The following is a 13,154-nucleotide window of genomic DNA, read 5'->3' as shown; positions in this document are numbered from 1 at the left end:
TTGGCGGGCGTTGGCGTTAGCGGAAGACGACGGTGCGGGTGTTGTTGAGCAGGACCCGGTGCTGGCAGTGCCACTTGACTGCGCGGGACAGAGCCTGGGATTCGGCGTCCCTGCCTACCGTGACCAGGGCGTTCGGGTCCAGGCTGTGGTCCACGCGGAACACTTCCTGCTCGATGATCGGGCCCTCGTCCAGGTCCGCGGTGACGTAGTGCGCGGTGGCTCCGATCAGCTTCACGCCGCGGTCATAGGCCTGGTGGTAAGGCTTGGCGCCCTTGAACCCCGGCAGGAAGGAATGGTGGATGTTGATGGCGCGGCCGCGAAGGGTCTTGCTGAGGCCGTCCGAGAGTACCTGCATGTAGCGGGCCAGGACCACCAGGTCTGCCTGGTACTCCTCAACCAGTTCCAGCAGTCGCGCCTCGGCCTGGGGCTTGGTGTCCGCGGTGACGGGGACGTGGATGAACGGCAGGCCGGCGGCTTCCGCCATGGGACGGAGGTCCTCGTGGTTGGACACCACGACGGCGATCTCCGCACCCAGGCTGCCGGCGCGCCAGCGGAAGATCAGGTCGTTGAGGCAGTGGCCGAACTTTGAAACCATCACCAGCACGCGCTGCGGGCGGCCGTCGTGGATGGTGAACTCCATGCCGAATTCGTCGGCAACGGCGGCAAATTCAGCGCTGAGTCCTTCCGGGGAAACTTCCTTGTCTCCCGGGGTGAAGGCCGTGCGCAGGTAGAGCTTGCCGCTCATGTGGTCATCGAACTGCTGGTGTTCAACGATGTCGAAGCCGCGGTCAGCGAGGAATGCGGTGATGGCCCGGACGATTCCGGGGCGCTCCGGGCACGCAAGCGTAAGGACGTACTGTGCCGTGTCGGTGCTGCGGACGCCGGCGACGGCGCCTGCTTCCGCCGTCACGTTAGCGGTGGGGCGGCCCTCAAGGACTGTGGTCATGGTCTACTCCTGGTTCTTTGCGTGGGCTTGGGTGTCAGCGGAGGAAGCCGCGCAGCGGCCGTCGTCGGGACAGCGCTGATCACATTGATGTTTGGTAACGAGGTCGAACTGGGCGCCGCCGTGCTGGTCCACGCCTGTGCGGATGGCACGCTCCACCACGGAGTCGGCCAGGCGGCGCCGCAGGGAGAGCGGATCGCGGCGCAGGTCCTTGACCAGTGCGAAGCACAGCAGCAGCATGACCAGCACGAACGGCAGGGCCGCCACGATGGTGATGCGCTGGAGGCCGGAGAGCGCTTCCGATGGCTCGTCGCCGCCGGCCAGCAGCATGACCGCTGCCACGGCGCCGGTGAGGAGCCCCCAGAAGATGACCAGGCCGCGCTTGGGATCGGCGGCGCCGTTGGAGCTCAGGGAGGCCATGATGATCGACGCCGAGTCGGCTCCGGTGATGAAGAAGATGGCCACCAGAACCATGGCCAGGACGATGACGGCCGCGGTCAGCCAGGCCGGCATGGACATGTTCTTCACCAGGTCGAACAGTGCACCGTCGAAGTCGATGCTCGGGACCCCGTTGGTGGTGGTCACCATTCCCGGCGTTCCCGCCTTGTCCGCTTCCTGCTGGATGTGGAAGGCCGTGCCGCCAAAGATGCCGAACCAGATGACGCTGACGATGCTGGGAACCAGCAGGACGCCGGTGACGAACTGGCGGATGGTGCGGCCGCGGCTGATGCGGGCGATGAACATTCCCACGAACGGTGTCCAGGAGACCCACCAGGCCCAGTAGAAGATGGTCCAGCCGGACATCCATTTGCGCAGGGCTTCATCACCTACCGCCTCGGTGCGGGAGGACATTTCCGCGAGGTCCCTCGCGTAGTCCCCCACGGCGGCAGGGATGAGGTTCAGGATGAACAGGGTAGGCCCGGCAATGAAGACGATGAGCGCCAGGACCACGGCCAGCACCATGTTGATGTTGGACAACCATTGGATGCCCCTGCTGATGCCGGAAACGGCCGAAGCCACAAAGCACGCGGTCAGGATGGCAACGATGGCCACCAGGACCGGGGTGCCGATTTCCCCGACCCAGCCGTTCGAGGTCAGGCCGCTGCCGATCTGGAGGGCGCCGAGGCCCAGGGATGCGGCGGTGCCGAAGAGGGTGGCGAAGATGGCCAGGATGTTGATGAACTTCCCGGCGGGGCCTTCCACGGCCCGGAGCCCGAAGAGTGAGGTAAAGGCAGCGGAGATCAGCTGCCGGCGGCCCAGGCGGTAGGTGCCGTAGGCCATGGCGATTCCAACGACGGCGTACATGGCCCAGGGATGAAGGGTCCAGTGGAAGATGGAGGTGGCCATGGCTGTCTGGATTGCGGCAGGAGTGCGGCCGTCCACCGTTCCGGGCGGCGGGGAGATGTAGTGGTAGAGCGGCTCGGCCACACCGTAGAACATGAGGCCGATGCCCATGCCGGCCGCAAACATCATGGCAATCCATGACACGGTCCGGAACTCGGGCTTCTCACCGTCCTTGCCGAGGGGAATGTTGCCCCACTTGCCTAAGGCCAGCCAGAGGACGAAAACAACGAACAGCGAGGCCAGGACCATAAAGAGCCAGCCGGTGTATTCCATCACCCACCCGAGGGCGGCTGTTGACGTGGCGGCCAGGCTGTCCCGGCCCAGGAAGCCCCAGGCAACGAAGGCCAGTGCCAGGACGCCTGTGATGCCAAAGGTGGCCTTGTCGAGGGTGAGTTTGCGGTTCCGCCGTTGTGCCACAGCGTGTTCGGCCTTGGTCTGGCGGAGTTCCTGCATGATCTGCTGGGTGTCCTCCACGTCATGTGGTTCGTGGGAGGAAGGAGGGTTCTCCGTTGCGGAAACGAGGTTGGGCTCCTCCAGCTCAAGGTGGGGTTGGGCATCCGGGCGGATGTCGCTGTTCAAAGCCATGTCAAGTCCTTTGGTTTGAATTCATGGGCTGAGTTGTACTCCGGCGTCCCCGAGCCGGGCGGAAGATGGGTCTTCCTGGGTTGAACAAGTGCTAGGCATCTATCACCAGGTCCGTCTGGGCCGTGGAGCAGCAGGGCAAGAACTTGCCTGCAGAGATTTCCCGCGCCCGGATCCCGCCCTGGTGGTTCATTTCGACCTCCCCTGAAAGCTTGACGACCTTGCAGGAGCCGCACATGCCTTCCTTGCAGTTCGCGCCAATCCTGACGCCCGCACGCTGGGCCACTTCGAGAATGTGCTCGGTGGGGTCGATCCGGACATTGATGCCGGTACGCATGAAGGACATGGTGAGGCTGCCTGTTCCCACGGTGTCGAAGCTTGAGGCATCCGGGGAACCGGCTTCCGGCTCCATGCCCGGGCTGTCGACGGCGGGGTCGGAGCCGGGTGCTTCCGGGTCACTGATTTCCAGTGGCAGCCCCGAGGCCTCCAGGGTCCCGTCGGCGTCGTAGCCGGGCTCGTAGAGCCCGAACGCTGCGGGCTGGCCTTCAAAGTAGTCCTCGGCGGAATCAGCGATTTCCTCGGCGATTTCCTCTGCAATGTCCGTTGCCAGCGCCACCTCCGCCTGGTATTCAAGGAGCGTCTGGCGGTCTCCCGAGAAGAACTCCATGTAGATGGAAGTGTCATCGACGCCGACCTTTTGGAGGAGCTCGGTGGCGGTGTTCAAGTAGCCCTCGGGACCACAGGCGTACACCTGGCGGCCGTTGGCATCGGGGGCCACCTCCTCGAGCATGGCCGCCGTCAGCCTTCCTCTAAGCCCTTCCCACCGCTCCGGTACGCTGCGGTCGCCCAGGGAGTAGTGGACCTTGAAACGAGAGTCCACGGAGGCGATATAGGCCAGCTCCCGGTGGAAGGCAAAGCCGCCGGCATCCGAGCCGTGGTAAAGCACAACAACATCGGCGTGCCCGGGCAGTGAGTGGATGGTCCGGACCATGGACATGACCGGAGTGATGCCTGCGCCGGCGGCAAGCAGGAGATACCGTGCCCGCCGGTCAGCGTCGGGCAGGTGGAAGGCTCCCACCGGTCCCAGCATCTCAAGGATGGTGCCGGGTCTGACGTTCTCGTGCACCCAGGGCGAGACCAGTCCTGTGGGGTCGCACTTGACGGTGATGCTGAAGGTCCACGGCTGGGTGGGTGAGCTGGACAGCGAGTAGCTGCGGTCTACCGGCTCCTGGTCTTCGCCATTGACCGGAAATGCAACGTTCACGTACTGGCCCGCACGGAATGCAAGGGGTGCACCGTCACAGCGGCGGAACACGAAGGTCATCATGGCACCGGCCTCGGGAACAGTCTCGACGCATTCGGCCATGAACTCCTGGGGGTGCCATGGCCCCAATGCGCGGGCTGCCCGGGCGGGTGTCTCCGGGCTTCCCATCACCCTGTTCCACGGCATCTCCAGACCGCGGATTCGCTGTGGTTCCTGGATTGCCGTTTCGGTGAGGAGTTCAATCATGCCAAGTGCTCCTGCACGCGCTGCACGTACCAGTTGATGAACGCCTCCACCTGGTATTCGCTCTTCATGTAGGGACCGGGCTCATAGGCGGGGCTGCCGGCACCCTGCTGGCACAGCTCCACGAACGCCTTGTCCTGCAGGTTCGTCTGCTTCCAGGTGTAGGTGAGCTTCTCCAGGTCGTAGTCGACGCCTTCCACGGCGTCGTCAGCCACCAGCCACGTGGTGCGTACCAGGCTCTGGTGTTCGTTGATGGGGAAGACACCGAACGTGATGACGTGGTCGCCGAGGAAATGGAACCAGCTGTTGGGCTGCAGGTGCATTGAGCAGCGGCCAAGGCGGAAGTCGGGCAAGTCACCGAGCAGCTTCTTGGAAAGCCTCCGCCCGTCAGCGGAGAAGGATTCACCCTCGCCATCGAGGGGTTCCCGTGAAATGCGGATTCCCGCGATGCGCGTGTCCAGCTGCTCCACCACCTCGTAGGGAAGGCCGTAGCGGCGGCAACGCTCCTCGAGCGAGGCCTCGGCTTGCTTGTTACGGTCCCACACCTCCTCAAGGTGCGCCGGGATCAGGCCTTCCGTCAGGCCCCAGGTCGGGAAGAGGGAGCAGGCGAGCTCAGGGTGGCCGTCGCAGTGGTAGCACTCACGGTTGTTCTCCATGACGAGCTTCCAGTTGCCCTCTTCGATGATGTTCTGCTGGTAGGCGACCTTTGTCTTCGAGAGATCGTGGGGCGCCAGGTAGGGCTCGAAGATCTTTGCGGTTTCGTCGAAGTCTGCCGGCGGTTCATCCGCAAGGCAGACGAAGATCAGGCCGGCGACCTCACGGCCGTGGGCGCGCTTGAGGCCAAAGCAGCTCTTGTCGAACTTCGTTTCCCCCGGCGCGGAGGCATGGATCAGGTTGCCCTCCGGGGAATAGGTCCAGGAGTGGTAGCCGCAGACAAGGTTTCCGGTTGACCCGGCAGCTTCGGTGAGAACGCGGGCGCCGCGGTGGCGGCATACGTTGTGCAGGACGTTCACGCCGCCGTCGTCGTTCCGCAGCACAATCAGGGAGTAGGGCCCGTAGTCAACGGTGACGTAGTCGCCCGGCTCCGGCAGTTCGGCGGTGCTGGCGGCAAAGATCCAGTGCTGGCCGAAGATCGCCTCCATGTCGATGTTGAAGATCGAACGATCGGTGTAGAAGGGGGCATCGAGGGAGTAGCCGGTGCGCCGGAACTCAAACAGGGCGGTGATCTCTGCCAGTTGCTCGGCAGGCAATGAGGCAGCGAGTTTTCCGCGTGAATTGAGGGGGACGTTCACTGAAGCAGTCATGGGCTTCCTCCCGGGAGGCATGGGTAGTGGGTGTTGCGTGTTGACCACGGGTGCTGGCGGCAGGGTCAAAGTACTTGTAGTGATGAGATTAGGGTCACAGGCGGTGCAACAAAAGCGCGAGATTTTGAAGATAACCATGCAGAATAGGTGCATGATCGATCCGCGGCTCATCACTCTCCGGGTGTTTGCCCGCTGTGGCACCATCGGCGCCACCGCGGAACTTACCGGCTACTCTGCCTCCGCCGTCTCCGCTCAATTGCGGGAGCTCCAGCGCGTGCTTGGAATGCAGCTGCTGACGAAAGACGGCCGGGGCTTGCGGCTTACCGCCACGGGACGTTTTCTCGTGGCGGGCACGGATCCCCTTATTGCCGAGTGGGAGAGGCTGCGCGCCGCAGCCATGGAGGCCGGCGACCAGGTGCAGTCCCACTTTGGCCTCGGTGGATTCTCCTCTGCAGCCGCCCACTTGCTCGCGCCGCTGGCCGCCACTCTGCGCTCAACACGCCCCATGCTGGAGGTACAGGTTCTGGAGGCTGATCCGGCCCGCTGCTTCGACTTGTTGGTTGCGGAACGAATCGACCTTGCAGTCATTGTTGCCATGCAGTCCGGCAGTTATGGCGAGGATGACCCGCGCTTCGAGCAGAAAGTCCTGCTCGATGATCCGCTGGACGTGATCATTCCCGGTGACCATCCCTTGGCCTCACGGGGAACAGCGACGCTTGAAGAGCTGGCGTCGGAACCATGGATTACGGAGGCCGCCGGTTCCACTTACCATTCGCTCTTCACCGCGGCGTTCACGGCAGTTGGGGTGACACCGCGGATTGCCCATGAGGCCGTTGAATGGGAAACCCACATCGCATTCGTCGGTGCGGGGCTGGGCGTCGGGCTGTTGCCCCGGCTGGCACCGTTGCACGGTGCCGAAAATGTGGTTCGGCTGCGCATCACCGGGAAGGCAAAACCCACGCGCCGCATTGTGGCCGCGGTGCGCAGGGGCAGCATCGCCTCACCCCTGATCCAGGAGTCGCTCGACATCCTGCAGGTCAACGCCAACCGGATCCTCACCAGCCGGCTCGACGAGGATCTTTGAGCGCTGCCGGCGTCCGTCCTCAGCGGTGCGTGTAGCCCATGTTGGCACTGACCTTGAGTCCGGCTTCCTTGAGCTTCTCCAGCAGGCCCGGAGTCTGCTCGGGGTCGAAGCGGAAGGCCGGGCCTGAGATGCTGAGGGCGCCAAGAACCTCACCCTGGTGGTTGTAGACGGGCACCGCAACTGCATTGAGGCCAATCTCGAACTCCTCGCGCACCACGGCGTACCCCTTGGCAGCCACCTCGAGCAGCTGTGCGTCGAGTTCCTTGCGGCTGGTGATGGTCCGGGAAGTGCGTTCCCCCAGCCCGGCCTCCTTCAGGATGCGGTCCCTTTCGCCGGCATCCAGGGCGGCCAGGAGGACTTTTCCGCTGGACGTGGCGTGCAGCGGTGTCAGGCTTCCCACCCAGTCGTAGGTGGCCAGCGTGGAGGGGCCCATGGCCTGGTCCACGTTCACCGCGTAGTTTGAACGCAGGACGGCGAGGTTGACGGTTTCCTTGAATTCCTCCGCCAGGCTTTCCAGGACGGGCCGTGCCTCGTGGACCAGGCTGAGCCGCCCGGGAATGGAGCTGGCCAGGCGCAGGATGCCAAACCCGAGCTGGTACTTTCCGCGCTCCGTGTTCTGATGGACCATCTCCCGGCTTACCAGGGACCCGATCAGCCGCGACACGGTGGATTTATGGATCCCCATCTCCTCGGCGATCTCGCTCACCCCGGCATGCCCCTCCCGGGCCAGGATTTCCAGGACCGTCAGGGCGCGCTCCACGGACTGCACCCCGCCGGACTGGCCGCCGTCGGCATCGATATCGGATTCAGGATCTCTCTTCGAAGCCATACTTCCTGATCCTATGCCGGGAACTGTGACGGCCTTGACATTGGGTTACGCGATTGATGCTGAGGCCCGCGAGTTGGAGCTTAGCTGCCGCGGTAGGTGGAGTAGGCGAACGGGCTCAGGAGCAGGGGCACGTGGTAATGCTCGGGGCCGGTGACTTCGAAGACCAGGTCCACCTCGGGGAAGAACGTTGCCGTCCCCAGTCCGGCGTAGTACTTGCCCGTGGCGAAGTTCAGCTTGTAGTGCCCGGGTTCCAGCTGCTCCGGCCCCAGGTCCTTCGCCCGGCCGTCCGCATCCGTGCTGGACGCCGCCAGCTCTTGCCAGGTGCCGCCGTCGTTCTTCAAAAGGACGACGGCGACCCCCGCCGCCGGGCGCCCGGCACCGGTGTCAAGGATGTGGGTGGTGACGTGGGAAACGCTCATTCGCTGATCAGTCCTTCAAGCCGCAGTACGGCGATCTCGCGCAGCTGCTGGGCCACGATGGTGTCTTCTTGGCCGGGGGAGTTGGTGAGCCGCTGGTTCAGGGCCCGCAGGATCTCCGGGGCGGTGCGGCCGGCGGCCCGGATCAGGAAGACCCGGCCGAACTTCTCCTCATACTCGCGGTTCCCCCGGGCCAGGGCCTCGGCCGCCGCAGCATCCGCGGGGTCCACCCCGGCCTGCTCGGAACGGGACATGGACGCTTCGGTGCTGGCCGCCGTCGGACGTTCCCCGATCCTGGGATGATGGGCCATGGCGGCTTCAACCTCTGCGCGGGTGAAGGGATTTGCTGCCTGGGCGGCGAACTCCAGCAGCTGGTTACGGCTGCTGAACGGCCGTGCTGCCGCCACCGCCTCCACCCAGCGGCTGACGTCGATGCAGGGCCGGAGGGTGGCCTGGGCCGCAGCGGAACCGGCGGCGTTGAATTCGGCAAGCTTCATGCTGGCGTCTTCCTCGATGGTCATGCTGGCATCCATGGTGACGGCTATGCGGATGCCGGAGAGCCCGGCGCCCGTTTATGGATCACCATCAACAGGGCTTCCGCATCATGGAACTGTTATTTCAGCATACGTTAATATTCAAGAGCAGCCACGGGGAGGTGTCAAGCGGTGACGTCGCAGCTTCAGTCATGTCGGTTCAACAACCACCAGCCCCAGCCGGGAGAGTCCTAATCCTGGGAGGACGTCCTGGACAACACCCAGGTGTTGGTGGCGCCCTGGCGCTCGAAGGTGACCGTGGTGACCAGCGCCTCGATCAGCGCCAGGCCCCGTCCGGACTCGGCGTCGTCGCCCGGCGTGGCCGGCTCCATGGGGCCGAACGGCGGCTTGGCGTAGTAGGCGCTCACCCGGGCCTGGAGCAGTGCGGGCTGCACGGTGGTCTCCACCCCAAGTTCCACTTCCCGGTCACCGGCGGGCTGCGCGTGCTGGACGATGTTGGACGCGGACTCAATGACCGCCGTCGTAAACGTCATCTGGTCCATGTCATTGACGAACGGAACGTCCAGCCAGAGGCTGTCCAGGTCGTTGTGGACCGACTCAATGGCGTCCTCGGCAGCGGGCCCCCGGAAGCTGCGCGAGGCCAGGACCTCAGTCATTGCTGAACGCCTCTTCAGCCGTGGCGTAGGCCGTGAGGACCTTGTCCATGCTGGTCAGCTTCAAGACCATGTTCACCTGTGGCTGCACCGCGGCGATCCGGAGGTCCCCGCCTGCCTGGCGGGCCGCCTTGAGGCAGCCGATCAGCGCGCCCAGCCCGGAGGAGTCCATGAAGGCGGTGCTTTCCAGGTTCACCACGATCCGGTTGGAGCCACCGGCAATGACGTCCGTAACGAATTCGCGCAGCTTGGGCGCGGAGACCATGTTGAGCCGCCCGTCCGCCTTGACCTCGGCGTAGGAATCTTTGACCTCGTAACTGAACTCCATCAGGGTTCCTCTCTGTTTGCAGGTTCTGCGGCCGGTTCGTACCCCTTGTAGAGCACGGCGCGGACCAGGATGCTCATGACCACCAGGTCAAAGACCACCCAAACAACGTTGACCAGGGTGCCCAGAGGTTCCGCCAGTCCCGTGGCCAGGCGGATGATTCCGACGGCGGCGGCCACGGCCAGCAGGATGGACACCACGATCTGGGGCCGGATGAGGCTCCAGCTGGGTCCGCCGCTTTGGCGCGCCTTGGGGGTGACCGCAAACCCAAGGGGACGGCCGAACCATACGTTGCGGGCCGCCGTCGTGCATGCCTTGATCCAGGTGGGGAACAGCGCCAGGCTGTACTGCTGCCCGCGCCAGGTGGGGATGCCGCGGCCGGCCACGGCGAACAGCAGCTGGTTGACCACCATGAACGGGATGAAGCGGATGAAGAAGTCCCAGCTCAGGCTGCTGACCGGCAGGATGCCCAGCAGCAGGTAGATGATGGGGGCCGCGAAGTAGATGACCGCCGCGAACCCGCTGAGGTAGGTCCACATGGTGGCGAAGTACATCAGGCGCTGGCCCAGCTTGAGGCCCTTCTGGACCAGAGGGTTTTCGCGGAGCAGCACCTGGATGGTGCCCTGCGCCCAGCGGAGGCGCTGGGTGAGCATGGTGGCGATGTCCTCGGGCGCCAGGCCGTAGGCCAGGATCTCGTGGTGGTAGACGCTCTCCCAGCCCATGGCGTGCATGCGCATGGCGGTGGCCATGTCCTCGGTGACGGAGATGGTGGCCAGCGGCATCACCGGCTGGGCTTCGTCGCTTCGTTCCACCGTCAGGGCATCCAGGACGGCTTGGACGGATTCCAGGGCGCCCAGCGGGGACCAGTCGCGGGCGGACATGCGCTGGACGGCGTCGTCAGCCACCACCGGGACGCCGGACTCGCCCACGTGGGCCAGTTCCATGGCGGCGATCTCTTCGAGGTCCGCCTGCAGTGCGGCGACGTCGGCCTGGACCAGGGTCTGCACGGCGGCATCCACCCGGCGGCGGACCCGGTACGTGACCTCGCCGAGGGGCCTGCCGGCGTCCACTTCCTCCTGGGCTTCGCGGGTGGCTGCCTCCACCTCGTCCAGGACCTCCGCCACCAGGGGTGAGTCCACGTCCGCTGACTTGCGGGCCTGCTTGATGGCTGCACGGGAGGCGGCCAGGGCGCGGCGGATGCTCTTCTCGGTTTCCTTGACGTACCCCACCAGGCCCAGCTGCATCAGGGCCTCACGGCGCAGGATGGCGTTGGAACCGCAGAAGAAGGCGGCGTTCCAGCCGTCCTTGCCCTGCTGAATGGGGCCGTAGAACAGCGGCGCCTGGCTGCCGAGCGGATCATCGGCGGGGACGTTGCTGAAGTACTGCGGTGTCTGGACCAGGGCCACCCGGCGGTTGTTGAAGTAGCCCAGCGTTTTCTCCAGGATGTCCGGCTCGGGGATCTGGTCCGCGTCCAGGATCAGCAGGAACTCGCCGTGGGTGACCATGAGGGCGTTGTTCAGGTTGCCGGCCTTGGCGTGGCGGGGGAGGTCCTTGGTCCAGTCCCCGCTGCGGGTCACGTAGCCCAGGCCATGCTGTTCAGCCAGGGCCTGGAGCTCGGGCCGGGCTCCGTCGTCCAGGATCCAGGTGCTGTGCGGGTGCCGGATCTTCTGAGCCGCGAGCGCAGTGGTGAGGACCATGTCCAGGTCTTCGTTGTAAGTGGTGATGAAGACGTCCACGGTCGCATCGTGCGGCGGCGCGGGAGCGCCCTTGCGGATCTTCAGTTTCCACACGGTCATGCCGAAGAGCATGACGTCGATGAGGCTGTAGGTTTCCGCCACCACCAGGGGCAGGGCGATCCACCACGCCTCCCAGTTCAGGGACGCCATCCAGCGCCACGCGATGTAATTCAGGCCGGTCAGGACGGTGAGGACAACCACCAACCGGGTCCAGAAACGGGTCACGCCGCGGCTTCCAGGGGCAGGCGCCGGACCACAACCACCGTGACATCGTCTTCGGCCGTCTCGGCGGGGGCGAGGCCAAGGATGGAGGTGCTGGCTTCCTGCGCCGAACCTGCGGACTGGGTTGCCTGCTGCACCGCGTCGGCGAAGTCCTCCACGGTTCCGAAAACATCCAGCACTCCGTCGCTGACCACCACCAGCGAATCGCCGGGGGCGAGTTCCAGGTCCGCCTGCGGCCACTGGGTTCCCGGCCAGGCGCCAACCGGCGGTCCTGCCGAGGGGAGGCGGTCTGCCGGGCCGCTTGGCTGGACGTGCAGCGCAAGGCCGTGCCCGGCGTCGACATAGCTCACCTTGCCGGAGGCCGCGTCAAGGCGGGCGTGGAACAGGGTGACGAAGGAATTGGAGGAGTCCAGGTCCGCGGCGATCGCCTTGCTGGCGGCCGCGAACCCGGCGTCCAGGTCCTGCCGCAGGCCGGTGGAGCGCATCACTGCCCGGACTGTTGCCGCGATCAGCGCTGCGCCCATGCCCTTGCCCATGGCATCGGCAAAGGTAAGGTGCAGCCCGTCGGGCGTCTGGTACCAGTCGTAGAAGTCCCCGCCCACGCTGCGGGACGGGCGGAAGAGGCCGGCGACGTCGTAACCGTCAACCCGGATATCTTCCTTGGGCAGGAGGCTTTGCTGCACTTCGGTGGCGCGTTCCAGCTCGCCCCGGGCCGCGGATTCGGCTGCAGCCGAGGGACGGCGCCGGAACAGGGCATTGATGCGGGACTGCAGTTCCCGGGGGCTGAACGGTTTGCTGATGTATTCGTCGGCGCCGTTGTCCAGGCCGGTCAGCTTGTCGAGTTCGTCCGCACGGGCGGTGAGCATCACGATGAATGCGTCAGAGAATTCCCGCAGGAGCTTGCACACCTCCAGCCCGTCAAGGTCCGGCAGGTTCAGGTCCAGAGTCACCAGGTCCGGCTTGGTGCGGCGGACCTCCTCCACGCCCGGCAACCCTGCACCGGCCTGGGTGACGTCGAAGCCCTGCTTGACCAGGACGCGGACCAGCAGCCCTCGGATGTCCGGGTCATCTTCAATGACCACGGCACGGCGGATTTCAGGGGGAGAGACCATAGCTCTACTTCTACAGTATTAAGGCGCACAGGGCATGTCGTGCGCTCCACGGCTTTCGTGACTTCGCTGACAGCACCGTTGTATGGGTCCATTTCCGCCCCTCCTTATGGCCACTCAGCAGATCTTGCGGAAATCTTGGCATCTGCTTGCCGGGACGTTGAGGAACGCCGGTCACACTCGAAGGAACGTAGCAGCTTCCACAAGAGACGGTACGACGACGGCCGCTTGGGGGCTGCACGGCTTGCGGAAGGCGGGGAAGCCAATGGAACACGTAAAAAGGAACGGTGCGGACAAGGCGAAAGCATTGCTCCGCCTTTACTTCCATTCACGCAAAGTGCGGGCAGCGTCCAGGGAACTGGAGCACGCGCTCGCGGAATCACGGGAAGCGTCCAGCTGGCCGGGGGACCGGCTCCCGGTGGGGGAGGAGATGTCGCGGCACGTGGAGAAACTGACCCGCCGGCTCAAGCTGGAGACCGAGGCACACCACAGGTTGGGCGTGCTTTTTAAAACTGCGGGTGGAGGGCATTCCGTCCCGGCGCTCTAGGTGCCACACTTAGCAGCAATCGATTGGCTGGGGATAGTCAGGAGATTGCAGTGGGTGCT

13 protein-coding genes are annotated in these 13,154 nt (G+C 65.0%); 2 read left to right on the top strand and 11 right to left on the bottom strand.

The features are described from left to right. Positions 1-16: 16 nt before the first annotated feature. The 4 genes from purU to FBY36_RS06535 form a co-directional block, all read right to left on the bottom strand. On the bottom strand, positions 17-946 hold the full coding sequence (purU, locus tag FBY36_RS06550; protein WP_142117923.1) for a formyltetrahydrofolate deformylase: 930 nt from the start codon (positions 944-946) through the stop codon (positions 17-19). A 3-nt stretch (positions 947-949) separates the two neighbouring features. Further along, positions 950-2,872 carry a BCCT family transporter gene (locus tag FBY36_RS06545; RefSeq protein ID WP_142117921.1) on the bottom strand — a complete coding sequence of 641 codons (1,923 nt, stop codon included), beginning with the start codon at positions 2,870-2,872 and terminating at the stop codon, positions 950-952. Positions 2,873-2,963: 91 nt separating this feature from the next. Further along, positions 2,964-4,379: a ferredoxin reductase gene (locus tag FBY36_RS06540; RefSeq protein WP_142117919.1), complete on the bottom strand. Its 1,416-nt coding sequence runs from the start codon at positions 4,377-4,379 to the stop codon at positions 2,964-2,966. Beyond that, the gene (locus tag FBY36_RS06535; RefSeq protein ID WP_142117917.1) at positions 4,376-5,680 is read right to left on the bottom strand and encodes an aromatic ring-hydroxylating oxygenase subunit alpha; all 1,305 of its coding nucleotides are present in this window, start codon (positions 5,678-5,680) and stop codon (positions 4,376-4,378) included. The genes FBY36_RS06540 and FBY36_RS06535 overlap by 4 nt, the downstream gene beginning before the upstream one ends. A gap of 151 nt (positions 5,681-5,831) precedes the next feature. On the opposite strand from FBY36_RS06535, the gene FBY36_RS06530 reads away from it, so the two are divergent. Beyond that, entirely contained in the window at positions 5,832-6,764 is a 933-nt protein-coding gene (locus FBY36_RS06530) for a LysR family transcriptional regulator (RefSeq protein ID WP_142117915.1), read from the top strand. Between the two features lie 19 nt (positions 6,765-6,783). On the opposite strand, the gene FBY36_RS06525 is transcribed toward FBY36_RS06530, so the two are convergent. The 7 genes from FBY36_RS06525 to FBY36_RS06495 all read right to left on the bottom strand — a co-directional run bounded on the left by FBY36_RS06525 (position 6,784) and on the right by FBY36_RS06495 (position 12,551). Continuing rightward, positions 6,784-7,593: an IclR family transcriptional regulator gene (locus tag FBY36_RS06525; RefSeq protein ID WP_142117913.1), complete on the bottom strand. Its 810-nt coding sequence runs from the start codon at positions 7,591-7,593 to the stop codon at positions 6,784-6,786. An 80-nt stretch (positions 7,594-7,673) separates the two neighbouring features. Next, positions 7,674-8,012 (bottom strand): hydroxyisourate hydrolase, encoded by a 339-nt coding sequence (uraH, locus tag FBY36_RS06520; RefSeq protein WP_142117911.1) that lies wholly within the window; start codon positions 8,010-8,012, stop codon positions 7,674-7,676. After that, the gene (gene uraD, locus FBY36_RS06515) at positions 8,009-8,506 is read right to left on the bottom strand and encodes a 2-oxo-4-hydroxy-4-carboxy-5-ureidoimidazoline decarboxylase (RefSeq protein WP_142122521.1); all 498 of its coding nucleotides are present in this window, start codon (positions 8,504-8,506) and stop codon (positions 8,009-8,011) included. Before uraD ends, uraH begins: the two co-directional genes overlap by 4 nt. A gap of 227 nt (positions 8,507-8,733) precedes the next feature. After that, on the bottom strand, positions 8,734-9,159 hold the full coding sequence (locus tag FBY36_RS06510) for an ATP-binding protein (RefSeq protein ID WP_142117909.1): 426 nt from the start codon (positions 9,157-9,159) through the stop codon (positions 8,734-8,736). Continuing rightward, the gene (locus FBY36_RS06505) at positions 9,152-9,484 is read right to left on the bottom strand and encodes an STAS domain-containing protein (protein ID WP_142117907.1); all 333 of its coding nucleotides are present in this window, start codon (positions 9,482-9,484) and stop codon (positions 9,152-9,154) included. Before FBY36_RS06505 ends, FBY36_RS06510 begins: the two co-directional genes overlap by 8 nt. Continuing rightward, positions 9,484-11,442, bottom strand: coding sequence for a glycosyltransferase family 2 protein (locus tag FBY36_RS06500; RefSeq protein WP_142117905.1), 1,959 nt, complete (start codon positions 11,440-11,442; stop codon positions 9,484-9,486). The genes FBY36_RS06505 and FBY36_RS06500 overlap by 1 nt, the downstream gene beginning before the upstream one ends. Then, positions 11,439-12,551, bottom strand: a complete 1,113-nt coding sequence (locus FBY36_RS06495; protein WP_142117903.1) for a PP2C family protein-serine/threonine phosphatase — start codon at positions 12,549-12,551, stop codon at positions 11,439-11,441. Before FBY36_RS06495 ends, FBY36_RS06500 begins: the two co-directional genes overlap by 4 nt. Positions 12,552-12,813: 262 nt before the next feature. On the opposite strand from FBY36_RS06495, the gene FBY36_RS06490 reads away from it, so the two are divergent. Next, on the top strand, positions 12,814-13,095 hold the full coding sequence (locus FBY36_RS06490; protein ID WP_235008744.1) for a hypothetical protein: 282 nt from the start codon (positions 12,814-12,816) through the stop codon (positions 13,093-13,095). The last annotated feature ends 59 nt before the right edge of the window (positions 13,096-13,154 follow it).

Source organism: Arthrobacter sp. SLBN-122, from assembly GCF_006715165.1.
Lineage (GTDB): Bacteria > Actinomycetota > Actinomycetes > Actinomycetales > Micrococcaceae > Arthrobacter.
Note: the sequence above shows the minus strand (reverse complement) of the source record. Positions and strands in the feature narration are given on the sequence as shown.

Bases quoted from the DNA above. Each gene is read 5' to 3' on its own strand.
- purU (WP_142117923.1), bottom strand. From the start codon at position 946: ATGACCACAGTCCTTGAGGGCCGCCCCACCGCTAACGTGACGGCGGAA.
- FBY36_RS06545 (WP_142117921.1), bottom strand. From the start codon at position 2,872: ATGGCTTTGAACAGCGACATCCGCCCGGATGCCCAACCCCACCTTGAG.
- FBY36_RS06540 (WP_142117919.1), bottom strand. From the start codon at position 4,379: ATGATTGAACTCCTCACCGAAACGGCAATCCAGGAACCACAGCGAATC.
- FBY36_RS06535 (WP_142117917.1), bottom strand. From the start codon at position 5,680: ATGACTGCTTCAGTGAACGTCCCCCTCAATTCACGCGGAAAACTCGCT.
- FBY36_RS06530 (WP_142117915.1), top strand. From the start codon at position 5,832: ATGATCGATCCGCGGCTCATCACTCTCCGGGTGTTTGCCCGCTGTGGC.
- FBY36_RS06525 (WP_142117913.1), bottom strand. From the start codon at position 7,593: ATGGCTTCGAAGAGAGATCCTGAATCCGATATCGATGCCGACGGCGGC.
- uraH (WP_142117911.1), bottom strand. From the start codon at position 8,012: ATGAGCGTTTCCCACGTCACCACCCACATCCTTGACACCGGTGCCGGG.
- uraD (WP_142122521.1), bottom strand. From the start codon at position 8,506: ATGAAGCTTGCCGAATTCAACGCCGCCGGTTCCGCTGCGGCCCAGGCC.
- FBY36_RS06510 (WP_142117909.1), bottom strand. From the start codon at position 9,159: ATGACTGAGGTCCTGGCCTCGCGCAGCTTCCGGGGGCCCGCTGCCGAG.
- FBY36_RS06505 (WP_142117907.1), bottom strand. From the start codon at position 9,484: ATGGAGTTCAGTTACGAGGTCAAAGATTCCTACGCCGAGGTCAAGGCG.
- FBY36_RS06495 (WP_142117903.1), bottom strand. From the start codon at position 12,551: ATGGTCTCTCCCCCTGAAATCCGCCGTGCCGTGGTCATTGAAGATGAC.
- FBY36_RS06490 (WP_235008744.1), top strand. From the start codon at position 12,814: ATGGAACACGTAAAAAGGAACGGTGCGGACAAGGCGAAAGCATTGCTC.